The 25889-nt window shown below is 45.0% G+C and carries 24 protein-coding genes and 1 tRNA gene; 7 read left to right on the top strand and 18 right to left on the bottom strand.

The window, feature by feature from the left end:
- Positions 1-6 precede the first annotated feature (6 nt).
- The 7 genes from lpxK to AAHJ11_RS18475 all read left to right on the top strand — a co-directional run bounded on the left by lpxK (position 7) and on the right by AAHJ11_RS18475 (position 7515).
- Positions 7-1137, top strand: a complete 1131-nt coding sequence (gene lpxK, locus AAHJ11_RS18505; protein WP_297284902.1) for a tetraacyldisaccharide 4'-kinase — start codon at positions 7-9, stop codon at positions 1135-1137.
- Positions 1094-1903: a purine-nucleoside phosphorylase gene (locus AAHJ11_RS18500; RefSeq protein WP_004327187.1), complete on the top strand. Its 810-nt coding sequence runs from the start codon at positions 1094-1096 to the stop codon at positions 1901-1903. The genes lpxK and AAHJ11_RS18500 overlap by 44 nt, the downstream gene beginning before the upstream one ends.
- Before the next feature lie 16 nt (positions 1904-1919).
- Positions 1920-2957, top strand: a complete 1038-nt coding sequence (gene thiL, locus AAHJ11_RS18495) for a thiamine-phosphate kinase (protein ID WP_195650402.1) — start codon at positions 1920-1922, stop codon at positions 2955-2957.
- A gap of 161 nt (positions 2958-3118) precedes the next feature.
- Positions 3119-3191 (top strand) — tRNA-Phe (locus AAHJ11_RS18490).
- A gap of 364 nt (positions 3192-3555) precedes the next feature.
- Positions 3556-4869, top strand: a complete 1314-nt coding sequence (locus tag AAHJ11_RS18485; protein WP_148367137.1) for a TolC family protein — start codon at positions 3556-3558, stop codon at positions 4867-4869.
- Positions 4866-5900: an HlyD family secretion protein gene (locus AAHJ11_RS18480; protein WP_148367136.1), complete on the top strand. Its 1035-nt coding sequence runs from the start codon at positions 4866-4868 to the stop codon at positions 5898-5900. Before AAHJ11_RS18485 ends, AAHJ11_RS18480 begins: the two co-directional genes overlap by 4 nt.
- Before the next feature lies 1 nt (position 5901).
- Positions 5902-7515 carry a hypothetical protein gene (locus AAHJ11_RS18475; protein ID WP_148367135.1) on the top strand — a complete coding sequence of 538 codons (1614 nt, stop codon included), beginning with the start codon at positions 5902-5904 and terminating at the stop codon, positions 7513-7515.
- A 154-nt stretch (positions 7516-7669) separates the two neighbouring features.
- On the opposite strand, the gene AAHJ11_RS18470 is transcribed toward AAHJ11_RS18475, so the two are convergent.
- From AAHJ11_RS18470 to AAHJ11_RS18385, 18 genes are all read right to left on the bottom strand, one after another.
- Complete coding sequence (locus AAHJ11_RS18470) at positions 7670-7765, bottom strand: 4Fe-4S binding protein (RefSeq protein ID WP_148367134.1); 96 nt, start codon at positions 7763-7765, stop codon at positions 7670-7672.
- 93 nt (positions 7766-7858) lie between these two features.
- On the bottom strand, positions 7859-8587 hold the full coding sequence (locus tag AAHJ11_RS18465) for a nitroreductase family protein (protein WP_148367133.1): 729 nt from the start codon (positions 8585-8587) through the stop codon (positions 7859-7861).
- A gap of 42 nt (positions 8588-8629) precedes the next feature.
- Positions 8630-9340: a type 1 glutamine amidotransferase domain-containing protein gene (locus AAHJ11_RS18460; protein ID WP_148367132.1), complete on the bottom strand. Its 711-nt coding sequence runs from the start codon at positions 9338-9340 to the stop codon at positions 8630-8632.
- Positions 9341-9642: 302 nt separating this feature from the next.
- Positions 9643-9849 (bottom strand): hypothetical protein, encoded by a 207-nt coding sequence (locus tag AAHJ11_RS18455; RefSeq protein WP_148367131.1) that lies wholly within the window; start codon positions 9847-9849, stop codon positions 9643-9645.
- Between the two features lie 60 nt (positions 9850-9909).
- Positions 9910-10395 carry a cold-shock protein gene (locus AAHJ11_RS18450; RefSeq protein ID WP_148367130.1) on the bottom strand — a complete coding sequence of 162 codons (486 nt, stop codon included), beginning with the start codon at positions 10393-10395 and terminating at the stop codon, positions 9910-9912.
- Between the two features lie 56 nt (positions 10396-10451).
- Entirely contained in the window at positions 10452-11576 is a 1125-nt protein-coding gene (locus AAHJ11_RS18445; RefSeq protein WP_148367129.1) for a DEAD/DEAH box helicase, read from the bottom strand.
- A 93-nt stretch (positions 11577-11669) separates the two neighbouring features.
- Positions 11670-12743, bottom strand: coding sequence for an NAD(P)H-dependent flavin oxidoreductase (locus AAHJ11_RS18440; protein WP_148367128.1), 1074 nt, complete (start codon positions 12741-12743; stop codon positions 11670-11672).
- 354 nt (positions 12744-13097) lie between these two features.
- Positions 13098-13397: an RNA recognition motif domain-containing protein gene (locus tag AAHJ11_RS18435; protein ID WP_004315028.1), complete on the bottom strand. Its 300-nt coding sequence runs from the start codon at positions 13395-13397 to the stop codon at positions 13098-13100.
- A 592-nt stretch (positions 13398-13989) separates the two neighbouring features.
- Positions 13990-14388 carry a hypothetical protein gene (locus AAHJ11_RS18430; protein WP_148367127.1) on the bottom strand — a complete coding sequence of 133 codons (399 nt, stop codon included), beginning with the start codon at positions 14386-14388 and terminating at the stop codon, positions 13990-13992.
- Between the two features lie 2 nt (positions 14389-14390).
- On the bottom strand, positions 14391-14678 hold the full coding sequence (locus tag AAHJ11_RS18425; RefSeq protein WP_258978541.1) for an HU family DNA-binding protein: 288 nt from the start codon (positions 14676-14678) through the stop codon (positions 14391-14393).
- A 35-nt stretch (positions 14679-14713) separates the two neighbouring features.
- Entirely contained in the window at positions 14714-17785 is a 3072-nt protein-coding gene (locus AAHJ11_RS18420; protein WP_148367125.1) for a hypothetical protein, read from the bottom strand.
- A gap of 30 nt (positions 17786-17815) precedes the next feature.
- Entirely contained in the window at positions 17816-18379 is a 564-nt protein-coding gene (locus AAHJ11_RS18415; protein ID WP_148367124.1) for a DUF3575 domain-containing protein, read from the bottom strand.
- Between the two features lie 26 nt (positions 18380-18405).
- Entirely contained in the window at positions 18406-18750 is a 345-nt protein-coding gene (locus AAHJ11_RS18410) for a hypothetical protein (RefSeq protein WP_320948994.1), read from the bottom strand.
- A 4-nt stretch (positions 18751-18754) separates the two neighbouring features.
- Positions 18755-19411, bottom strand: coding sequence for a DUF1566 domain-containing protein (locus AAHJ11_RS18405; RefSeq protein WP_148367123.1), 657 nt, complete (start codon positions 19409-19411; stop codon positions 18755-18757).
- A 38-nt stretch (positions 19412-19449) separates the two neighbouring features.
- The gene (locus tag AAHJ11_RS18400) at positions 19450-21210 is read right to left on the bottom strand and encodes a DUF4906 domain-containing protein (RefSeq protein WP_413579977.1); all 1761 of its coding nucleotides are present in this window, start codon (positions 21208-21210) and stop codon (positions 19450-19452) included.
- Positions 21211-21250: 40 nt separating this feature from the next.
- Positions 21251-22996: a fimbrillin family protein gene (locus AAHJ11_RS18395; RefSeq protein WP_297284904.1), complete on the bottom strand. Its 1746-nt coding sequence runs from the start codon at positions 22994-22996 to the stop codon at positions 21251-21253.
- An 18-nt stretch (positions 22997-23014) separates the two neighbouring features.
- The gene (locus AAHJ11_RS18390; protein ID WP_148367121.1) at positions 23015-24811 is read right to left on the bottom strand and encodes a DUF1566 domain-containing protein; all 1797 of its coding nucleotides are present in this window, start codon (positions 24809-24811) and stop codon (positions 23015-23017) included.
- A 46-nt stretch (positions 24812-24857) separates the two neighbouring features.
- Complete coding sequence (locus tag AAHJ11_RS18385) at positions 24858-25760, bottom strand: FimB/Mfa2 family fimbrial subunit (protein WP_148367164.1); 903 nt, start codon at positions 25758-25760, stop codon at positions 24858-24860.
- Positions 25761-25889 lie beyond the last annotated feature (129 nt).

The raw sequence follows: 25889 nt of genomic DNA, 5'->3' as shown, positions 1-25889 counted from the left end.
TAATACATGGACGAACACTTTATCAAGATACATAAGTGGCTCTACCCTGCCTCCTGGCTCTACGGAGCAGTGGTAATGATGAGAAATAAACTCTTTGACTGGGAAGTTCTCCAATCAAAGAGCTTTGATATACCTATCATCAGCGTAGGTAATCTCGCTGTAGGAGGGACAGGAAAAACTCCGCACACTGAATATCTGATAAAGTTTCTTTGTAACCAATATAAGGTAGCTGTATTAAGCCGGGGATACAAACGGCACACGAAAGGCTATGTACTGGCAACTCCGGAAAGTACGGCAAGAAGCATTGGCGACGAACCTTACCAGATGCATCAAAAATTCCCGTCTGTCACAGTAGCTGTCGACGAAAAGCGTTGTCATGGCATAGAGAAGTTGCTTGCACTGCAAAAGCCTTCAGTAGATGTTATCCTATTGGACGATGCTTTTCAGCACCGATACGTCAAACCGGGATTGAGTATTCTGTTAACGGATTATCACCGGTTATTCTGTGATGACACTTTGCTCCCCGCAGGACGGCTTCGTGAACCAATTAGCGGCAAGAACCGGGCGCAAATCGTTATTGTCACCAAATGCCCGCAAGACATCAAGCCTATTGATTACAACATTATCACGAAACGACTGAATCTTTATCCATATCAACAGTTATTCTTCTCATCGTTCCGGTATGGTAACCTGCAACCAGTGTTCCCTACCATGTCTCCGGACACAAATGCCATTCCGGCAAACCATGAGATTACTTTGTCCTCACTGGCAAACACTGATATATTATTGATGACGGGAATTGCCTCACCTGCTCCCATTCTCGAAAGACTGGAAGGTTGTACCAAACAGATAGATTTACTATCGTTTGACGATCACCACAATTTCACTCATCGGGATATACAGCTTATCAAAGAACGGTTTCATAAACTGAAAGGAGAACACCGGTTGATTATTACCACCGAGAAAGATGCAACACGCCTGATTAACCATCCGGCTTTGGACAAGGAGTTGAAACCATTTATCTACGCCTTGCCTATTGAAATTGAAATATTACAAAATCAACAAGATAAATTTAACCAACATATTATTGACTATGTTAGAGAAAATACAAGAAACCGCAGCTTATCTGAAAGGTAAGATGCATACCAGTCCGGAAACTGCCATTATATTAGGCACCGGGCTTGGCAGTTTGGCAAACGAAATCACCGAGAAGTATGAAATAAAGTATTCGGATATCCCCAACTTCCCGGTATCTACCGTCGAAGGTCATAGCGGTAAGCTGATTTTCGGCAAACTAGGCAATAAGGATATCATGGCTATGCAGGGACGCTTCCACTATTACGAAGGTTATTCCATGAAAGAAGTAACTTTCCCTGTACGTGTCATGCGAGAGTTAGGTATCAAAACCTTGTTTGTATCCAATGCCAGTGGCGGTACAAATGCAGATTTCGAAATCGGTGACCTGATGATCATCACTGACCATATCAACTATTTCCCCGAACACCCGCTTCGCGGAAAAAATATCCCTTACGGACCTCGCTTCCCGGACATGAGCGAAGCATACAGCAAGGAATTGATTAGTAAGGCTGACGAGATTGCCAAAGAAAAAGGAATTAAAGTACAACACGGAGTGTATATTGGTACGCAAGGTCCTACTTTCGAAACTCCTGCTGAATATAAGCTATTCCATATCCTTGGTGCTGATGCGGTTGGTATGTCTACCGTTCCGGAAGTTATCGTAGCCAACCATTGTGGTATCAAAGTATTTGGTATTTCCGTCATCACCGACTTGGGAGTAGAAGGAAAGATCGTAGAAGTAACACACGAAGAAGTTCAGAAAGCCGCTGACGCTGCTCAACCGAAAATGACCACGATCATGCGCGAACTTATCAACCGTGCCTAAACAACCATCCCGATTTATGAGAACTGAAATAGCATCTCTCGGTGAGTTTGGTCTGATTGACCGCCTCACCGAGGGAATCAAACTGGAAAACGAATCCAGCAAATATGGAGTGGGCGACGATGCCGCCGTTCTCTCCTACCCTTCAGAAAAGCAAGTATTGGTAACAACCGACCTGCTTATGGAAGGTGTGCATTTTGACCTGACTTATGTTCCCTTGAAACATTTGGGATATAAATCAGCAGTAGTTAATTTCTCCGATATTTATGCCATGAACGGTACTCCCCGGCAGATTACGGTATCTCTTGGTCTTTCCAAGCGTTTCAGCGTGGAAGATATGGATGAACTTTATTCCGGTATCCGTCTGGCTTGCCAGCAATACAATGTCGACATTGTGGGAGGTGATACAACTTCTTCCCTGACAGGTCTTGCTATCAGCATCACCTGTATCGGCGATGCCGACAAGGATAAAGTAGTTTACCGTAATGGAGCTAAAGACACTGACCTGATCTGTGTCAGCGGCGACTTGGGAGCAGCCTATATGGGGTTACAACTCTTGGAACGTGAAAAAGTGGTATTAAAAGGCGATAAAGACATTCAACCGGATTTCACCGGCAAAGAATATCTATTGGAACGCCAGTTAAAACCGGAAGCCCGCAAGGATATCATCGAGAAATTGGCAGCCGCCAATATTGTCCCTACTTCTATGATGGACATTTCCGACGGTCTGTCATCAGAGCTGATGCATATCTGTAAACAAAGCAATGCTGGTTGCCGCATCTACGAAGAGCATATTCCAATCGATTATCAGACGGCTGTTATGGCTGAAGAGTTTAACATGAATCTTACAACCTGTGCCTTAAACGGCGGAGAAGATTATGAACTACTCTTTACTGTTTCCATCGCCGATCATGAGAAAGTATCACAAATGGAAGGAGTCCGTCTCATTGGACATATTACCAAGCCCGAACTTGGCTGTGCATTGATTACTCGTGATGGACAAGAATTCGAATTAAAAGCGCAGGGATGGAATCCATTAAAGGAGAATAAGCAATAGATTTCATCACATACTTGAAATATTTTCATCTTATACAACACTGATAATTAGCTGACTAACTTTTTATCAGTGTTTTTTATTTCCAGAAGACTTGCAGAATCCAAAAGTTTCACTACCTTTGCAACCGCAAAAGAGATTTAACTGAATCAAGTTAATATTATGGTGCCATAGCTCAGTTGGTAGAGCAAAGGACTGAAAATCCTTGTGTCCCCGGTTCGATTCCTGGTGGCACCACAAACGAAAGCCAAAAAGCCTTGTAAGACAACGACTTACAAGGCTTTTTCTTTTCGGGAGTCCAAATGAGTGCCCAGTCTTACATTTTGCATTACCACCATTTGTACATAAAATAATAGTCCAATATAATCATAAAATCAACATATTTTTGTAATTTTGCAACGCAATTCACAAAAAGTTGCACTTGTATGATTATAAAGAATAAATGTATCACAACTATTGATATCCCTGTAAGAAACTGGGGATATTTGGAAAACTGGAAAAGCACAGCTTCAGTTTATGGCTCGTAAATCTGCGAGTTAGGTTCGGTCATACACCATGACTGACAAAATAATCAATTTATATCATAAAAAACAAATTCTTCATGAACAATCTTCGATTGCTCACAGGGTTGCTTTCCGTGACCTTGTTGAGCGGTGGGGTGTGCTCTTATGCCCAGTCGGTAATAACTTTGGAAAAAATTTTCGAGACCGCTGAAGCCAACAGTGCACAACTCCGCCCTTCATTTTCTGCACAGACCGAAGCCGGGCATGCAATAAGCGTTGCGCGTGCAGGTCGCCTACCAGATGTCAAAGCATCGCTTTCGATCAGTTATATAGGCGATGGTTTTACAACCAAACGCAATTTCAGCGACTATCAGAAAGCTCCCATACCACATCTGGGAAATGGACTGTCATTGAATGTCACCCAGCCGGTTTATACAGGCGGAGCCGTGGCAAATGCCATAGAACTTGCCGGGCTGAAATCAACAGCCACACGGTATGCTACCGACTTTCAGCGAGACAATATCCGCTTCCAACTTACAGGATTCTATCTTGACATCTATAAATATACTAATCTGCGCCGGGTTATGGAAAGCAATATATCCGCAGCCGAAAAGGTATTGAAAGAAATGCAGGCACGCTATGAGCAGGGGACAGCTCTTCAAAATGACATCACACGCTATGAACTCTTGGTATCGAATCTTGAGTTACAGCTTGTCAAGATAAACAATACTCTCGACATCCTTAATGTCAATCTTGTAACAACGGCAGGATTGCCCGAGGGAACTGTCGTTGTACCGGATTCCACCATTCTGACTCGTTCTTTACCGATGAATGGAGAACAATGGTGGCAGCAGGAGGCTATGTTGAACTCTCCGTCATTAAGCCTCGCACGTTCCGGTGTTGACATAAGTCGCAAAGCGGAAAATATCATCCGTTCCGAGCGTCTGCCCAAGATAGGGCTTCAGGCAGGTTGGAGCATTGACGGTCCCATTCTTGTGGAAGTACCGCCAATCAATCGCAACTTAAGCTATTGGTATATCGGGGTCGGGGTCAGCTACAACATTTCCTCACTATATAAAAGCAACAAGTCTTTGGCAAAGAGCCGTGCTGCCACACAAAGGACAATAGAAGAACTTGCCGCCACACGTGAAAGTGTCTCGCTTGCTGTAAGAGCCGACCATATACACTATTTAGAGGCCTATGAAGAGCTACAGAACCAACGGAAAAGCGCAGAGCTTGCCGAACGAAATTACCGCACGATTTCTACGCGATACTCGGCAGATATGGCATTGATTACCGATATGCTCGACGCGGCCAATGCAAAACTCGATGCGGAGAAGCAGCTGGTTAACGCTCGTATAAACATCATCTACTATTATTATAAACTTTTATTCACCACCGGAAAAATATGAAACACCGTAGCAAAAAGATACTTTCTTATATCATCACCATCGCAGTAATCGCTGTCGCAGCATTGTGGGTCGGCAGCAAGTTCATTCACCTTGGCAATGTAGAATTTACCGACAATGCGCAGGTGCGTCGGCAGATAGTGCCCCTCAATAGCCGCGTACAAGGTTACATCAAAGAAATCCGTTTCAAAGAATATGAGAAGGTTAAGAAAGGGGACACACTTGTGATAATTGACGATGCCGATATGCGCCTTAATGTAGCCCGTGCAAACGCAGATTACCAGAATGCCCTCGCCGGACGCGGTGTCGCTGACCGGACAGTTGTATCAGCTTCGGCAAATGTAGCCGTCAATGAAGCATCTATCACTGAAGCCAAAGTGCTGATGGATAATGCAGCTACAGATTTGGCCCGATACGAAAAACTATTGGCACAGGATGCCGTCACCCGCCAGCAGTATGATGGTGCCAAGACGGACTATGGGGTAAAAAAAGCCCGATACGAAATGCTTGTGAGGCAACGTTCGGCAACCTCATCAGTCGTCGATGTCAACCGTCAACGCATATCGCAGTCAGAAGCAGGAATTGAACTTGCCAAAGCTCTCCTTGAAACTGCAGAACTTAATCTCAGCTACACTATAATTACCGCCCCGTGCAACGGCTACACTTCACGTAAGGAGATACAGGTCGGTCAACTCGTACAACCGGGCCAAACACTGCTTGATATTATTGAATCAGGCGACGTGTGGGTTGCCGCCAACTATAAGGAAACTCAACTCCACCACATAGTTCCCGGAAGTAAGGTGGAAATAAGGGTGGATGCTATCCCGGGAGTTCTTTTCAACGGAAATATCCGATCAATCTCTACAGCTACCGGTGCTTCACTTTCACTGATCCCGCAGGACAATTCAGCCGGAAATTTCGTAAAGGTGCGTCAGCGAATACCCGTAAGGATTGAATTTACGGAAGACAACAAGCCGGAAGATATGGAACGGCTCCGTACTGGTATGAATGTTGAATGTTACGTAAAGTATTGATATGGCAGACTGGCACGTTCCACAGGGACCATTCGACATTCCGGATGTTCCCAATTTCATTCCACGACAGCTAAAGCCGTATCTGTTTATTCTTTTTGTACTGATAATCCAGTTCTCAAGCGGAGTTTATCTTGCCGCCGCATCTGACATGGTAGGTACTACGGCACTTATGCAAGAGGATATTCTCATGGCAGGCTATGCCTCACTGATGGGGTTGGCCATCAATTTTGCCGTCATGTTCCGCATCAAGTTCCGTTTCTCTACCCGAACCCAGTTGGTTACTTCAGGTATAGTCCTGATAGTTGCCAATATTATATGTGCCCACACAACAAGTGTACCGTTGCTTGTCGGCACTTGTTTCGTGGCGGGATGGTTCAGGATGCAGGCCACACTTGCCTGTAACTCCACAATACAGTTATGGCTGACTCCTGTACGTGACATGGCGATATTCTTTTGCTACGTCTATATAATAGTTGACAGCGTAATACAATTGAACGGTATCACCACCGTCTATATTATATTCTTCTCGCAATGGGAATATATGCACTGGATTATGACCGGACTGCTCGCCCTAATGGTACTGCTGGTTATGATATTAGTGAAGCCTGTACGCGGGCCAATGTTCATTCCTTTGCTCGGCATCGACTGGATAGGCGCAATCTTATGGGCGGGATTCATGCTTTGTTTTACTTTCATCTGCGTCTATGGCAATTTCTATGACTGGTGGGATGCCACGGAGATAAGAGGTGCAACAGTTATCGGGCTTGCCTGTCTCGGCATAAACCTGTGGAGAGCCACATTCCTTCACCATCCCTACATATCATTCAGGGCGATGAGAAACCACAACGTGATACGAGCAACGGGCATCTACCTCGTTTTCTTCACCCTGATTGCCACTGAACATGTGTTTGAACACAGTTATGCAGCAAATATACTCGGATTTGATGAAACCAATCTGATCGACTTGAACTGGTATGTTTTCGCTGGAATCATCGCCGGGTGTGCGTTCACATATTTCACCTTCGCACTACGTAAATGGAGGTACAAGACCATGGCGGCAATAGCATTTGTCCTTGCTGCCTGTTACCTTGCCTGTTTCTATTTCTTCATAGATTATGGCATTGAGAAAGAGATGCTTTTCATTCCGCTGTTTTTTCGTGGTGCCGCATCCGTGATAATCTCCATTGTTTTCCTTACCTCAATTGTACAGAGCGGACTTCCATTTCAGGTATTTCCACAGGCCCTTACCATCAACGGATTCACAGGAGCGGTTATGGGAGCGACACTCGGGCCGGCACTTATTGGGGAATTCCTAAGACATACAATGGCTAAAAACGCTTCACTACTCAGTTCAAATATCGTAGATTTCAATCCTGCCATAGACCATGTGCCTATCGGTCAACTTTATGGAATGGTGCAGACGCAGGCTCTCGTTGTCTCTATGAAAGAAATCTACGGTTGGCTGCTTATCACGGCATTAGTATCGCTCTTGATTATACTCGCCAGCTATGGACCTGTACGACCATTTGCGATATTCCCGAAGTGGAGTACTGTTCGGAGGAGTATCAAACATATAGTCCGAACTAAGGGTAATACAGGAATCCAGTCAGTGTAGTCGTTCTTATATAATATAAGCATTGACCATTATAATCTGTCAGAATATGAGACAAGACACTAGTGTCCCATTAAAATTGGGACACTAGTGAAATCATTTCAATTATGATAATTGCTTATTTGCAGGTAAGTACAGTTCGTCAGCACTTCGAAAATCAAGAAGAAGGAATCAAGATGCAGGCGGGACATACTTTAGCACATTTCCCACATTTTATGCAATTCTCGTCACGGACGAATATCAATTTATTCATATAAATAAAGGTATTTAAATAGCTGCGGCAAAGATAACGAAAGTAAAGAAACAGGAAAGCAAACAGTTGCTGATAAAGAGTGCTGATTGGATATTAAATCTTTCGATAAACTTCATCAAACGGCACTCTGCACCGTTCACCCCAAATACCTTTATTCCCATCCCGTATTCCGCAGGGGATAACCATATTTATTTCGGCACCATGCGGTAGCTTCAGCACTCTTTTTAACCGGCGGCTGTCCAGCCCCTCCAATGGACAAGTATCATACCCTTCGTTCGCCATCGCAATCATAAATGTCTGGGCAGCAAGCGCACAGGACTTATGGGCAACCACACGCATATCATTCTCGGACACTTCGAGCATCATCGGACGGAAAATGCTGATAATATTAGCCAACAGCTTCCTGAACAGCCCCAGAAGCCCCAAGAAGCGGGCATACACAAATGGCATTAATATTCCGTAATACAATTCACGGTCTTTGATTCGTTTTGCCTGACGTTCTTTCGGGCTGTTGCGATGAATGTTATCCCGTTCAAAGTCGAGTACAAACCGCGCACGCTTCCTGTAGACATCCCGGCGGACCACGAAAACCACCACTTCCGGTGCAGTGGCAGTCGATTTCTGGTCGAGGCAGGCTCTCGAAACTTTCGCCAACAGTTCAGGCTGTGTGATGTGATAGAATTCCCACAACTGCATATTCGAACTGTTGGGAGCTAGTGTTGCCAGTTCCAGACAATGTTTCACCTTCTCCGTATCTATCGGTTTCATTTTATCATACACACGCACAGAGCGGCGATACTGGAGTACTTCATCTAAATTCATAGGCTTAATCATTAGTTTATATTTTATAGATATCTCATTCTTTCACTGGTCTGTCATCTCCCTCTCATGCAACTGTTGCAGCACAACCTCCGCCATTTCTTTAGAGCTAAACGGATTTTGTCCCGTCACCAGATTATTGTCAACAATTACTTTTGAGGTCATAGGTATCAATGCCTTTTGATAGTTGGCCCCTCTCGCTTTGAGTGATGCTTCAAGATTGAAAGGAACTTCTTTCTTCCGATTGGCAAGGCTTTCTTCCAGCCAACTGAACCCTGTTATTTCTTTGCCTTTAATCAGATATTCACCATTGGATGATTTGACATTCAACAGTCCGCATACTCCATGACAGATTGCAGCCACTAGCTTGTTGTTTTCATCATGTTCCGTAATGATTGCCTGCAAAACGGCATTATCCGGAAAGTCGTACATGGTTCCGTGTCCGCCAGCCAAATAAATACAATCGAATAGCTGCTCCCGAACATCATCCAGTTTTTTGGCATGACGCAGCATTTCTCTGAACTCAGGATTCTCCCAATACTCCCTGGATATCTTATCCAGAACGACTGTTTTTAAACTCTCAGGATCAACAGGCGTATTTCCTCCTTCGGGACTGGCTATCGTCATTTCATATCCTCTTTCTTCGGCACAATGATAGATGTGAGTAAACTCACTAAGCCATAATCCGGTTGCCAGGCTACTATTCGCATAAGTCCCAGTTCCCGTCACTACTAATAGAATCTTCTGAATATACATACAACTGTCTTTTGATGAATACGGGGTTAAAACACTTCTGCAAGCAAATGTATCTCAAATTGCAGAAGTTTTAACATATTCAATCCATAAGAAAAGGAAGAAAACAAGTAAGTTATAGAAATGGAATATCTAAGTCAATACCAATGGAACAATATTGTGAGAATCATTGAACAGCATAGGGGACATGGCTCCCCGTCAATTCAAGACACGCCAATAGACCAATAACAAAAATCCCTTGAACTTTAAAAATTCAAGGGATTTTTGTCTTGTCCATTTTGCACCGACTTCCGTAGTACAAGCAGCTACACTTTTGAACTATGTAGTTTTTTATAAACCTCTACTCGAGCGTCTATTTCTGCCTGGGTTAAATGCGCAGGAAGTTCAATGGTAGTTCGTGGAGTAATGGCAACCAATACTACCTTACCTACACTTTTTTTATACTCTTTGATTGCATTCTCCATCACTTGGCTGGAAGAAACAAACTCACGCATTACATTACCTTTTTTCATATATCAATTAAATATCTTTGTTTATACACGATTACACAAGCAGAATATAAATCCATGTTTTTATACAGGATCGGCTTTAACCGTATCTTCCGGTTTCAGTTTATTTTCCAGACAAATATTAATTGCATTCATCCCTTTTTGTCCACGTTCCAGATCAAACGTCACAATGTCATTCTCCGAAATTGCGGTAACCACATTGTTCACATGAAAAAAATACTTCTCAACACCAGAAAGATCTTTAATAAAGCCATATCCTTTTGATGTATTAAAGAATTCGACTCTTCCTCTTAAAATAACCGGTTCCTCTTTTCCCTTTTTAGGAGTGGCAATAATGATTTCCTCGGCATTAATTTCTTCTCTCTTTGTATTATTTGCCGGAGGAGTTGAAGTAATCATCCCGTTCTCGTCTACATAAGCAATCATATCATCAAGGCTACTGCCCCTGTTAGATGACTTCCTGTCTTCTTTTCTTTTTTGTTTCTCTTCCCGCTTAGCGAGTCTCTTCTTTTCATTTTCACGTTTACCAACTGTCATGGATTTTGCCATAGAACTTATTTTTTATTTATACTAGATATGAATGAATAATGCAATAAAACCGATCTCTAGATTACATAATCAGCTTTATTCAGTTTTTTTCCTGTCAATTTCTGAATATCATTAATCAGCTTACGCTCTTCCTGCGAACAGAATGTAAGTGCCGTCCCAGTGTTTCCAGCTCTTCCGGTACGTCCGATACGATGGACATACGTTTCCGGTACATCGGGAAGATCATAGTTAATCACCAAAGGTAGCTCATTGATATCAATACCTCTGGCAGCAATATCAGTAGCGATCATCACACGTGTTTTCCCGGACTTAAAATTGCCCAATGCCGACTGTCGTGCCGCCTGACTTTTATTTCCATGAATAGCCTGACTGCCAATCCCTGCCTTGCCCAATATTTTGACGATCTTATCCGCATTATGCTTCGTACGTGAGAATACCAGTACCGATTGATCTTCCGACTTCTGTAAAATCGAAATCAACAACTGGCTCTTCTCCTTTTTCTCTACAAAATAGACCATCTGCTCAATAGAATCCACAGTCGATGATTTCGGAGTTATACTGATTCGCACAGGATTCTTCAACAGAGAGTTAGTTAGAGAAATAATCGTATCAGGCATTGTAGCCGAGAAAAACAAAGTCTGCTTTTCTTTCGGAAGTTTTGGTAATATCCGTTTGATATCGTGAATAAATCCCATATCAAGCATACGGTCTGCTTCATCAAGTACGAAATGCCGGATACTATCTAAATGTACATGCCCCTGATTCATCAAGTCGAGTAAACGTCCGGGGGTAGCAACGAGAATATCAATTCCTTTGTGTAACATATCCACTTGCGGGCGCTGATTCACTCCTCCGAAGATAACTCCGTGACGTACCCGGGTATATTTGGCATAGTCGTTAATACATTCACTGATCTGCAATGCAAGTTCACGGGTAGGTGTCAAGATCAAAGCTTTAATTCCCTGACGTTTCGTCAGCTCTTTATTCATCTGCAAATGCTGGATAATAGGGATTGCAAATGAAGCAGTCTTCCCGGTTCCCGTCTGCGCACAGCCCAGTATATCCCTTTTTGCTAATGCAGGCGGAATTGCTTTCTCTTGTATAGGAGTGGGTACGGCATATCCTTTTTCTTCAATAGCTTTTAAAATCGGTTCGGTTATATTTAATTCTTTAAATGTCATAATTGTTATTTATACTGTATTGAAACAGCGATTTTGTTTTTATAGATTGAAAGACGCAAACAAATCCGGAATGGAAATGCAAAGTCCTCCTAATTAAGCCAGTTTATGGGTTGCCAAGAAAAACTCGCGTTCCAATGTAGCCATTACTTCTTTTACGCTACTAATCTTTTCTGCGAGAAAGGCATTGCTACCGGCAAATGCATATCCTTTTTTCATATTTCCTCTAGCTGCATTATATAAAGCCTTGATAATGCAGTAGGGACTTTTTGTGTAGTCACAGGTCTTGATACAATGGAACGAACAGTTCTTAGGTCTCTCCAAACCATTATTCACATTGTGAATAAATTCTCCATCAATAGCCCGTCCCGGCATCCCGACAGGACTTTCAATAATAAGAACATCTTCAGATTTGGAATGAATATATACTTCTTTAAATGTTTCTGAAGCATCACATTCAAGAGTAGTTACAAAAATGCTTCCCATCTGCACACCTGAAGCTCCCAGTTCCATAAAATGCGCTATATCCTCACCTGTTGAAATCCCTCCGGCTGCAATCACCGGAATTTGTTTCTGTTCTTTATAGCTGGATGCAATCATTACCACTTCCGGAATCAATGCTTCCAAAGCATAATGCTGATCCTGTATTTGTTCCTTTTTAAATCCTAAATGCCCACCGGCTTTAGGTCCTTCTACCACGATTGCATCGGGCAGATAGTTATAGTTCTTTTGCCACTTGTCACAAATAATTTTCGCTGCTCTTGAAGAAGATACGATAGGAACCAATTTTGTAACACTTCCCGAGGGCAGGTATGATGGCAAATCGAGCGGAAGTCCCGCACCTGAAAATACCACGTCAATCTCTTCCTCAATCGCAGTACGCACCATATCGGCATAATTAGATAAGGCAACCATGACGTTTACTCCGATTATACCTTTTGTTTTTGTACGTGCCTTGCGAATTTCCTCTCTCAGTCCGCTTATACATTTCTCCGGATAGGTGCCCTTTCCTTTGGGGTATAACAATCCTAAACCCGCACATGATATAACCCCTACTCCGCCTTCATTTGCTACTGCAGATGCCAAACCGGACAGTGAGATTCCTACTCCCATTCCACCTTGTATAACAGGTGTTTTAATTTCAATATTTCCTATAAAGAACGATTTCATATGTTTTATTTTGTATGGGCAAAACAGATAGACAGAAGTGAGTATACTTTATCCAAGTACTCAATACTAGCCTGCCACTAACGATTTACCTTATTGGATAATTTATTAAACTATTTGCTCCTGACTATTTCAGGAGTATTGTATTACAAAAAAGCCTAATAAATCTATTTTCAGAATGGAAAGTACAGGATTAGAAATTCCTAATTTTGCATAGAAGAGCCAGAATTAGCAGAACTTAAATGTAAAATGATTTTTCGTCCTCCCTATTCAGTAGAGATTCCTCCGTTAAATCATGAAACGGAAACAGTTTTTAAATAAAAGCAGAAGACAGAATCTTCTGCTTTTATCTGGATATTAATATCTTCTAGAGTTATTATAACCACCACGGCCTCCACCGTTTGACGGTCTTTCAGTACGAGGGCGTGCAACGCTTACTGAAATAACCTTCTGGTCGTATTCAACTCCATTCAGTTCATCAATTGCCTTTTGTCCTTCTCCATCGTTCGTCATTTCTACGAAAGCGAATCCTCTGGATCTGCCAGTCTCTCTATCAAAAATAACTTTGGCTGAAGAAACTTCTCCAAACTCTGCAAATAAATTTGTTAAGTCGGCATCAGTTGTGCCATAGCTTAAACCTGAAATGTAAATGTTCATCTAAAAATTTTATTAAAATAAATACTAATTTGGAGTGAGGAGGATAATTACAGAAGAGGACTACTTACTAATAATATATTAAAAAGAAGAACTGTACAATAATGATTCGTAACTCAAACTCTGGGAACAAAGGTAACACAATAAATTAGATAACGATGTTTTTATTCTATATTTTTCAATAGAAGTTCAATTATTATCATTTGTTAGCACGCCTATCGCACCAAACAGAAAGAACTTGTTCAAAAGCTCCAGCCATATACAGATTGTATTTCACTGCTATCCGACCAAAGTTCAACCTATATAAAAGGTATCATCATCACTTCTGCCCACATGGCAAACAATGCACAAACTTACCTTAACCTATTCTGGTCCTTTGCGCATTTGTCGATTCCTGTGAACATACATTTAACAAAAAAAGTGCGCCTTTTCCCCACCGGGAAAGAGGCGCACCACACAAACAAAACAAACAATAGTCTACCTTCACAGGCAGTGAATCCATAAATCCATTCCTTTATATCAAAGAATGGCAGGGGATATGGATTCTGGGGAAATAAGCTGCTTCACAGCAACTAACATATAACAAGAGAATTATTTAGTCATCCCATTCGGAAGGCGGCAGCGTTTTTTTGCCATACCACTTCATCCAGGCACAAAATTTCCGTTTCCTCAAATAAAGCGAATCGCCACAATGCTCCAACGCTTCCCAATCAAATGAAGAATGGTGCCCGAACCATCTCTCTATCCAATAAAGCAGATGATAATTGACAAATGCCAATAACATGAACCACCATGAAAGCCACAGGGAAAGAACCAATGCAGGCAACAACGCCAACAAGAAACATTCGAGATATTGCCTCTCATGAATACGAAGTTCCATATCCTCCCATGCTTCCAGATATTTGTAACGGGTAAAACAGCATCCGAAAAGCATGAAATAATACTTCTTCTTATTTAAAAAGGCCTTCGCCCATATACTATTATATAAAATCATGTTTAAATTTCCAGCGCCTTACCCGGTCTGAATTTAACAATCTTCTTTGCGGGAATCTGCATTTTCTGACCGGCTGACGGATTATACCCCGCGCGTGACGCACGTTCCTGTACCCGGAAACTTCCAAATCCCACAAGTGTTACGGACTCTTCATTATGCAAACTGTCTCTGACGGTGTCGGTGATATGGTTTAAGACCCTTTCCACATCTGCCTGTGACATGCCGCTACGAATAGCGACCTTTTGAATCAATTCTTTCTTATTCATCCTTTTAGTTTTTAATATTATCAATGACAAACCAGATTCATCTGTTTCACTCTTTCTAATTACCAATCATCCTCTTCCTTGAAGAGATCGTATTTCTTCACCAGTGCAGACAGTTCGGGGTCAAGGTTCGCGCGGAATTTCATTTTTTCGTCCATATCCACTGCACTGAGCAATAGCCGTACCGCCTGTTCTTCATTCCCCAAACGTGCCTGAAGAATGGCCTGCATGTACTTGACGTCGGCTGTCTGAGGCAAATTACCGAATATCCGCAAAGCGGCTTTGTCATACCCCTGTGACATATAGGCAATGGCCGTATTCACATCTTCGTACGGGCGCAGAATTTCCAGTGCCTGCGCATATTTGCGTTTCTCCAGACACTCCACTCCCCGTGCATACGCCGTATCCGGTTCGGTGGTATACACCGTATCCTGCTGCATACCCCGGCGGGAAAGGGTAAAGCGGAAGTCTACCGCACGTACGGACGGGTAGAGCTTGTCGAGCATGTAGGCATACTCTGCCTTATACTGGCTCTTAATCAGCCATTCACGCCGGTCGGGATCCGTCTCCTTATCTATTATCCGCAAGACGGCACCCCTGTTACCGACAAAATGCTCATCTTCCATGATCAGGCGTCGCAATTTGTCCCATCCTTCAGGAATGGTACGCACTTTTATCAGTTGCGGCAGGTTCGGGATCTCGTCTTTCACCTCCCGTTTCCGGATATTTCCCGCATCGTCTATCTCCATGGCGGCACCGACAGACAGGGAATCATACAGTTGCGTGAAGTCACGCACCAGAATGTTACGGATAGATTCAACACGTTTCCGGGCTATCTCTCCGTTGATGCGCCAGTTACCTTCTGGAGAAGAGGTGGCAAAGAGTGTCAGGCTATCTATGATGTACACCGGATCGGTCATCAGCGCCAGGGTAAGATCGCGCACCTGTTTCACTCCCTTCCGGTTCACATCGATGGATTCATCCAGACTAAAACGGTTTTTGGGAAAATAAAAATTCACACTGGTATTCGCTTCCGCGTCGCGAGTGACGATTTTACGCACAAAGCGGGGAGTCTTGTCAACGAACTTCGTCATCGAACTCACCAGAAAAGTCAGCGTATCCGATTTGGGAAGCGGGTATTCGCTACCGTTGCTGTTCAGCACATTGCCCACCACATAAACCTTCATGCGCGCCGAGTTTTCATCCGCGGGCACTTTCTGCGAATAGAGAAAGCGTACCTGGTCGGCAGCATAAATCACAGTGTCGAGTTTAGCTTCCGGGTTGAACGGGAAACGGACAATATCACGGTATTTCTCGTCTTTCATCGCTTTGCGAGCCTCATTGCGGGCAATCTTCTGCGTTTTATAGAACATTTTTACCAGAGCGGTAGAATCGAGCGAATTGATGCGCGCTATCCGTTCTCCATAGCCTGCCTGCTTGGCGGCATGACGAAGGGCGGGCGGATTGATATTATACAATTCACGTTTCAGACGGTACTGCGGATAAGCTGACCGCAGGGTTTCGTAACGACGCATGTAGCGGTCAACCGTAGCTGCCGAGTCCACCCGGCTGCGCTCTAAATTCCTGAATGCCTTAGGTCCGGGAGTACGTCGCTGCATCGAGTCGGGCAGAATGCGGTGATAAGTCAATAAAGGCGACAATCCACGGAAAAATCCGGCGGGTCCCCTGTCGGGCATTCCCTGTCCGTGCGATTCATAATATGCGTATATTTCTTCTTTCGAGAACTGCGACAGCAGGATCTTACGTGTCCGTACCGTATCCGGCCGGACCGGCCTCTCCTGATATTGCGTTTCCGTTACCCACGAAGGAGGCAGGGTGTCCAAGTCCGGACGGCGAAAATGGAACATCGGGAGGAAATTCCTTACTTTCTCATAACGACGGATATATTTTTCCGTGAGTTGCTCACGGTTCAGGTGTGTCGTGTCATTCCCTGCCAGAAAAGCGCGCAGGAATTTCAGGTTTTCCTTCTTTTCGGCACGCGCGCCCCTGATGCGGTAATACCGGTAAAGGCCGGCGTCCAGCCGTTCCATCTTTTCATTGAAATAATCAAAGCGGGGAGAGTAGATCCGCGCACCGGGTTCCGCTCCCAGTTCCGCTCCTATTTCATGTATCCGGTTGAATCTGCGTTCCGCCTGCCAGGCGGCGGCACTCAACGCCCGGTCATAGAAGTAGCTTTTACGGGCAATCAATGCTTCCGCACGCGCTTTGGCATTTTCCGCGCAGGTGAGGGAATCATCTTCCAGGCTTCGGGCATAATTCGCCCATTTGTCGTTGAAGAAGCGGAAGCGTTCCAGCAGGTATTTGTTTTGATATTGCAACGTGTCGTTCACCCGTGCCAAGGCACGGTCATACTGCCACCACTGGCGTGTGATCATCCGGTACGAGTTCTCCAGCATGCGGTCTTTCAGCAGGCTGTCGCGTTCGGCAGCCTGACGGTTGAACATCTCAAAACGCAGCAGCAACGGGTCAGGACGCCGTTTCTTGGCACCCTGTATCGCCCAGCGTTTCTCCAATCCACGCTTATACCACTTCAGACGTTCCAGATAACGCTCGAAAGAGCGATAGTCGACATAGGTACGGTAGAAATTGACCGAGTCCGGGATAATCTTTTCCAGAAAACGGTCATAACGCCGGTAGTCACGCTCCTGCAACTCGCGAAACCGTTGTCCGGTGAAGCGCAGTTCTTTCAGGGAATCGAGCATATCTCCCCGCATCAGAACCGGACGGACATTCACCATCCAGTTATCCTGCTGCAAGGCACGGGGCACCGTTACTACAAATTCAACATCAATCAGCCCGTTGCGTTCCGCCGTGTTGCGGGTGGTATTGGCAGAGATCACAATTTCATCCAATGCCATGGTAGTCAGGTTCTCTTTATGGATACTATCCCATTCCATGGACACACCCGGCCTGGAAGTGACAAAGACGAAGTTCGAAGACGGGGTAGAGATAACCGAGTCATGTTTTACCACCGGACGCTTCGGCGGGCTCTTCCGCGCAGCGGGCAATGCCAACATCACCCTCGGCTGCTCTTTGTAGAGCCTGCCGAATGGAGAGCATGCGGTGACAAGCATGATCAGGAACAGAATATAGAAACTTTTAGTACTCTTCATACACCCATGGGTTGACGACAAGGATCAACCTTAGAATAAATAAACAAGATTAAATGCCAGCTTAGGTGTCGGAAGAAAATAAGTGCCCGACTTCACCTTGTCACCGCAGTGTTCGCAACGATATTTCGTGTAGGGGGTTACCAACAGTCCCAAACCTGCTTCGACTTCCATATTCCAGCGTTTGCCCAGCAACCACGAACGCCCGTAGGTCATTCCCGCACCATAGCCCCAGCCCTGATAACGATATTTACCATCCAGCAGTCCGTCCCACGCCACGTTGTAGCGCGCTCCCATGGCATACATGCTGATAAAACTGCCGGCATAAGTTTGCCAGAACCAATAGCGTGCGCCCGATTCCAACAGGAAGTGCTTGATCTTCCGCGTGTCGCTGAAATTCCACGGATTATAGGAAAAGCCCAGGTTCAGCGTCCAGTGGGTACTCAGCATCATGCTGCCCTCGGCGTTGAAGGTGGTAGTAGCCAATTTTAGCGTATTGGTCTGTACTGAATAGAACTGCGCCCGCAGATGGGTCGTCAGACTGCCTGCAAGCAGCAGGAAAAAGGACAATAAGCAATATCGTACAATTCGTCTCATTGATATTTCAATATAAGGAGTTTATATTAACAGACAGTTAGTTGTGTACACCAATTGTCATATTCTTTCCGGTAACTATAAACGGCAGGCGGAGGACTCACCTGTAGACATGTGTCCGAAACCAGCGTATCATAGCGGTCGGTAAGATTTACCAGGTAGCACTCTGGTACATATACACAAGGTATGGATTCGGCAACATTCTCACCATTTGCCTCAATACCCTCCAGCTGCGGATAGATCATACTCAGGTAATGGGCGGAATGGCCGAAGCACCACCACTTCTCTTCGATGAAAAACAGGTAGATATGATACAGGTTTTTACCTTCCTTGTCGAACACTAATTCCGGAATTCTCATGTTACATTTTGTCATTGGGTTAATAATCACTTACACATCTCACCATACCGTTCGCCGTACTTTTAGCCTGGATATCACAGTAAGGTTTCCCCGGCGTAAAATCAAAAAGCCAAGCATCTGTTGCCCCCTTTTCAGTGGAAGACCAGTATCTTTTCGTCCTGCCGGTTTCTTCCATCGGTTTGTCCTTATATATCGCCCCAATGGCTTCACGAAACATCCACATCAGTTGCAGCTCGCGTTGAGTGGGAACACGCCATTTGCGCCCTTCACCCGGTGCGCCGGCAGTACCATACCAACGGCACCCTGTATTTGCAGTGGTGGTAAAATCCGGTTCCTCATTCTGCCCGCCATCATTTACTCCTTGCACTGCCATCCAATTCTCATCATTGTTCCCCACATCCTCGGATGCCACAATAAAGCGAAACGGTATTCTGTCATTGACGCTCAAATTTGCTCCGTTTCCTTTGGAAACCTGATGCCGGATGGTAGTGCCGTCCCGCATCATCTTCACTCCGCTTCCCCATTGGGCGGCTCCAGCCAGTCCTTCCGCATAAATAACGGCATACGTTTTTCCGCCGACAGTCTCTTTCTGGATATACTGCCCGAAAACTCCCGAAGGAAGACCGAAGCAGAATAAAACGATCCATAGAATGGAACAGGTCTTGAAACTCATCATCTTTATTTCTTATTAGGTTGCATTTCGTTTACTTATCGCTAATTGCTCGCATGACTGGCTTTGACCGGGTCCTGGAAACCTCTGACGGCATGCGTATTGCCGACAGCGTCGGAGTACACCTTCCCTTCATTCGTGATTACAAAGGCTTTATCGGCATCCGGACAGGCGGTAGACGACCAGTAACCGGCACTCAGCTGGCTTACCGTACTTGAAGAGGAAATCCAGGTTCCTATCAACTCGCCGATAGAAGGAAGATACCACAGGATATCACCGGCCTCGTTTCCCTGGTTGTATCCATTCAGTCCGCGGTAGCAGGTATAAGCAGCCGCATAGTCTTCCCAAGGAACGCCGGCGGCTTGCAACCGTGCGGTATTCTCATGCCCATCCGTCAACGAAGTAGCTCCCAATTTGTCGAGTGGCGCCGATCCTACATACCATTTCAGGTTCGTTTCTCCCGGTGTTGTGGTGCCGGACGAACTTCCCGCCGGATAGTATCCGTCCGAAAAGTAAACCTCTATCTTGTTCGGGTATTGCCATTTAACGGCATTCGCGTCAGTGACCGACGACAAGCGATTACCACTTGCATCGTATGCCGTAAGTTTTCCCGAGAAATAGCCCGGTATCAACCGGACTACATTGGTATCTTCCGGGTTATTTCCTTTCAGGATAATGTTATAAGTCAGGTCATAATTGGGGTATACGCTGAAATCAGTCGTGAAGTTCTTTCCCAAAAACAACTGGTAGATAGAGAAATCTTTTACAATATGCAAATTCGGGGTACCAGCGATCTCCTGATTCTCCAGCCCTATAATCTGAAGGTAAGTACCGCCCTTCGGTGAGTTATCGCGACGGGTACTCTGCGTAGAGGTCGGTACGCTCTGCTGGAGATTGACCGGGATGTATATAGGCTCCGTATTAATCACAGGATTTGCGGTGGTTGTCATAGCGAGTGATTCAGACCAAAAAAAGCCGGATCTGTTCAAATCCACTGAAGGGAAAACGGCTTTTCTTCCAATCACACTATAATAACTCTGCGTGGGAATGTTTACCAAGGTTACATTCCACGTATGCGGAACTTCTATAAAATGGTTAAAAGTGGTTGTTATATTGAATTTCACTCTTGCCACGGTGCGCTTCAAAGAGACGTATAGCTGTTTGCCCACAGAGATTTCAGCGGCAGTCTGACCGCACATGACGATCCCCGTTCTTTCTCCTTGGCCATTCGGCAGATGCACCACGTTTCTGGGGAAAATAGTATTATTATCCGCCCGTGTCATAAAGAGTTTCTGTAAATCCGCATAGGTGGAACTGCCTACTGTCATACCACTAAAGTCACTCTCATTGACGTTGGCCAAAACCACAATCATTTTTTTTTGCCCCGCCGGTGTAGGTACAATCTCCACGTCATCTGTCTTGATGGAGCCATCAGGAGATGCAAAATATTTCTTTTCTACCAGTGTTCCGTCCGGTTGTGTTCCGCTAAACTGGAAGCCCATGTACGAATAAACGGCATAATCTTCAGGAATATTCCCGGCCGGAGACGAAGCTGCCCTTGTGACGGCAGGCGTCACCACAAGTTCCACATCCATATCCGGCGAAGACATCCTAAGCACAGGAGGCATTTCTTCCGCACGTGTTTTCCCGTCGGACGAAGTATTATAACCGTCTATGCCCAAGGTGAGCTTCACGGTCACCGGGGCCGGGGATGAAGATGTTCCCGGGCCGGGCAACAGGCTGTCCTCCGTGCATCCCCCTAAGGCCAGGCAGGCGATACATACCGGAATTATTTTTTTTATCATGATAATATCGTTCATTTGTATATTGTTATAATATCATTACTTATGAAGCATCACGGACACAGCGCACAGAACCCGTCGTTTTCTTATCGTACGGAGATAGCACCAACTTAGTATCCACAATACCATTTCCATAATCAAAAAACATGCCCCATGCGTCGTTTTCACTTACTTCCGTACCGGTCCAGTATGGTTTATTTCGATTCGCGTCCTTGTCAAAGTTCAAATCTTTATATACATTCCCATTACCCGCTACCAGTACCCATACCGCCCGCAACTCTGTGGCTCTCGGAAGTCTCCAGTCATGAAAACCACCCCCGTTATATTTTCTGCAAAGTTCTTTCGCAACCAACTCTCCGTTTTCATTTTCCCAAGGAACAGGCATAACGGAGACATCATTTTTGGTTATCTGAATTACCGGATAAGCTTTTTCGCTTGTATAGACGTTTACATCATCCGTAATCTTTAGAGCGCCGTCCGTGGGCAGTTTTCCGGGGTCTGGTGCATTAACAGGCACATAAGCTCCGTTACCGCCATAGGCCACAGTAGTAAGGTAGTTTTTGTACATATGCGTACCGGCGGCTAAAAAGGTAGGTTTTGGAGGATATGTAGTTGCATATTGACTGCCCGGTAGAACGGCCTTCGGCCAATAATATCCGCTAGGAGCTGGAACGTCATTTATCTTTTTAAGTCCTATCTGCATATAGCTTCCGGAGCCGGGAGGCGTTACATCATCTCCAAAACCACCATTAATCACCTCTGATTTCCAGCTCTGAATACTTAGCCCCAGAGCGGAGTTATTATAGACCAGATTATACGTGTTTTTATATCCCTGTCTGAAACCGAACGACTTACCATCGTCACTTTGGTTAAGATAAAGCTTACTCAGAGTAAACAGCTCATTAATTCCACTGACATTCAATACGATGAGTATGTCGCCGTCACCGACTTTGGAATCCATGAACGAGGGAACCAGAAACTCGTAGGTGAGAACCTTCGTAGTGGACAATACCGCAGGAGGGTCTACGGTTACTCCTATCGGACCGACGGTGGCTCCATCCTTTACCAACCCTGTTTCCGGGTCAATAGCTCCTTTGTTTTTAATCCAGCCTCCCCCCAGGTTATCCAGGGAGACACTGCTCAGCGTGAACTCCGGTCCTTTTTCCACATATTTCGTGATGTTAAGAACAATCCACGTATAGGCATGCCGGAAGCGTAAAGGAATAGTTACCCTCGAGTCATTGGAGGGAGCGAACGGATAGATGGTCTCGGTATTGTAGAGCAGATCCGTCTGTTGGAGACGGGTCCTGGCGGAGAAATCAAACGGGATGCCATTCGTATAGACATCCTTGGTAGCGGATGAGACAGGCGGATAGTAAGCAACCACTTTTAATGCTTTACCTTCCGACCCCACGGGAGTGACACTTGCATTATTTGAATTGTCAATAAAAGACCAATTCCACGGTGCGGAGGAGTTGGGGCGTTCCATAGTCGCTGTCATGTCTGATGATCCCTTGAAAATCTCATTCCCGTTATCACTTTTAGTGATGGACATACCAAAAGAATATGCATTTCCGGTAAAAGCATCTATGGGAGTAAAACTCCTTGATCGGGTGATCTCTGCCTTTTCTATGGAAGCATTGAAGTTCAGAGTAACCTCCTTTGCCGGAGTATCCGACTCCGGCCCGTCATAAGCATAGTTATCGCAAGCCCCTGCCAACAGTAAGGGGAAGGCTGTCAGGAGGATTGCCCGGGGCAAGGTATATTTCTTGTTTGTATCCATATTCATCTTTGTATATCGTTTCAATCACTTTTTACTAAAATTCTGATTATCATGTTGCTGACGTACGCAACGGATTTTCAATTTTTCTGTTTTCTGATGCCACGACGCATATCCGGTAGTAGCAGTAAAATCAACAGTCCATGCCCAAGCTGACTTTTTCCGTTGGTCGTCTGTAGCATTGGGTACCAGATACTCGCTCCCACACCAATAAGTCCCGGACAACGGTGTGAAGCCTCGCAATGCTTCCAATTTTGTCTGATTCACATAGATAAACGCCAGTTCCGAGAGTCGCGGAACTCTCCAGTCGTCATATCCGTTTTCTTCCAAATCCCGGCATAAGTCAAAGGCTGTCAGCGTAGTTCCGGTCTTCCACTGGACGCTCTCATGACCCGATTCATCCACCATATCATTGGCGGAAACCATCAGATTGGGAAAGGTACCTTCATAGGAAAAGGCATCCGCCACCGTAGCATACAAGCTCCCGTTTTGTCCTCCCGAAATATCCGGAGCATAAAAACTATTTCCTTCCTTATAAAAATTATTGTAGTCGAATGGAAGATATTGATTGGTACCCCAATAAGACTTCTTCTTGGGAATTCGTTGTGAAGAACCCGCAGCGTAAGTCCAGTCCACATTCTCTCCATTAAATCCCTGATAAGTCAGGTAGTATCCCTGGATGGAAGGTACGGAAGTTTCTTCGTTTGATACCCAGCCCTCGATCATGCCGGCGCTGAAATCCAAGCCTTTCGGCTTGCTGGTGTACGCAAGTTCGGCAGTGGCATAACCCGCGTCCTTCACGTTCTTGATGGTAAACTGGTATACGTGGTTGCGCAGTATGTTCATCTTGTCCTTACTCCCCTCATCGTAGGTGAAGTCTACGCGGTAGAACGTTTCCACCGCCGAGCCGTTATACTTTCCCCCTACGATAATCGCGAGGCGATTGGAGTGATTGGTATCATATACATCTCCCCATAGCAAATCGGCTTCAGGCACATAGATCTTTTCTGAGCAATAAGTGGTACCGGTAATGTACGTGCTGCCGTAGATCTTTGTTTCCGTACCTCCGACAGGGGAAGGACTGTTGATTGTCAATGCCCCTGCCGAAGAAGAGAAGTTGTTTTCTACAGGCATATATGCGTATTGTTTTCCGTCTTTCCATATCTGGACCTGGGTCATGTCAAACGGCACGCCGCCTTTGTTCCAGGTATTGTTATCGGCGTTTTTTGTCCCTATGCCGATATCTACCCGCGCTACCGCACGTACCAATGACACCGTGCCGAGATTCATCGTCTCAGTAATAATCTGGGGAGCTCCGTCTTTAGCTATCCCGAACATCGGAAACGGTTGAGCGGTAGTAAATTCAAGCACATTGCTTTCTCCAATAAGTTCCGCGCTCAGGCAGGCCTGCTGCACTTCCGCATAGCTCTTCCCCCCCATACGATAAAAGATTCCGTAATCGTCACCGGGAAAGTTGGCAAGGATGACTAGTTTGTATTTGTCATCGTTGTCTACACTTTGCAGCAGTGTAGCGCTGTATTTTCCACTGTTCGGAGCCGTCTCCTTACCCATACCCACATGGCGCAAGGTACCGAAGGCATTTCCATCCGCATTGAACTGAAGAATACAAAGGGACTTAATGGCCGAGGCGGTATCATCATTATCCATTGTCGTTCCGCTATTGGCAGCAGATACGGACAGGTTGATGATGGCAGAATCCGCAGCCGGGGAGAATGAATCGTCCTGCTGACATGATATTTGCAATATCATTGCAGCGACAAGCATTGCCCACTTACTTAAATTCGATATATGGTTATTCTTCATATTCTATGACTTTATCTTCAGTATGTACAATTCACCGTCCGGTGATTCAATTATATTCTTTCCAGACAGTCTCTACTCCCCATTCGGTGAGTTCGACCTCTACACTGACGCTCAATTTGAAATTCAACAGCACGTTTAGGGTTTGTCCCACTACAGGGATGATGGGTTGGTGGCTGCTGTCCGTGTTCAGACTTCTAAGCAGATCACCGTTACGATAGATATCTATGGTCAGCCCTTTGTTTTCTTCCAGAGTAGGAAACAGATTGAAAGGAGGAATTTTATAATCTTTCCCCGCTTCAAAACGGGGCGAAAATTGATAGGAAGCGGGAGCACCGCCATAATGACCTTCAAAATCCACCCGGCTGGCAGTTTCATGCACAACGAGCGAATAATCGCCGCCACCACTTCCACTAAGAAGTTCCAGACCGCGTACGGTTATATTCATTGACGCTACCATCCGTGAAACAGCCAAAGCCTGTTCCTCTATACGGGCGGACGTCGAAGTATTTTCTATTGTAAGCTCTCCGTAGAATAAATCGGCCGGAGGGGTGAATGTGCTCTTCCCTGCCCTTGTAGGCACAGAGGGTTTCAGAGATATGAAACCGTCGGAGCATGAATCGCCCTTTTTCAGGGGGCTGACGAGCATCGTACCGTCCTGCGTATTGCACAAAGCTACACAATGAAGGGTAGGAATACCCGGATAATTCAGATTAACAGGTTCCGTACTGTTCACAGGGAGTATGTCAAGCAACAAGTCTTTATCATCAAATACATAGAGGCTCATATCCTTGATGGTTTCCTGTGAAATACCGGCAGGAAGTTTCACTTTCAGAGGGACACCCTTGAAACAATCGTCGTTATTTTCAGCTATGCATCCTGATAACAGCAATAGTGTGAACATAGAGTATAATATCCCCGGCATGAACCGGAATTTGTAGTCACCTGTCATAATGGATATTCTTTCTTGTTTTTTATCTTTGCTAAAATCGGTATGTACCCGAATGCGGATTACAATCGGGCACATACCGATTTCTGAGAATATTTCTTTTGTTTAATTATAGAGAATAGAGGGGGATGC

It is taken from the genome of Bacteroides sp. 90-K9/2 (genome assembly GCF_047310725.1).
In the GTDB taxonomy this organism is placed as follows: domain Bacteria; phylum Bacteroidota; class Bacteroidia; order Bacteroidales; family Bacteroidaceae; genus Bacteroides; species Bacteroides vicugnae.
Note: the sequence above shows the minus strand (reverse complement) of the source record. Positions and strands in the feature narration are given on the sequence as shown.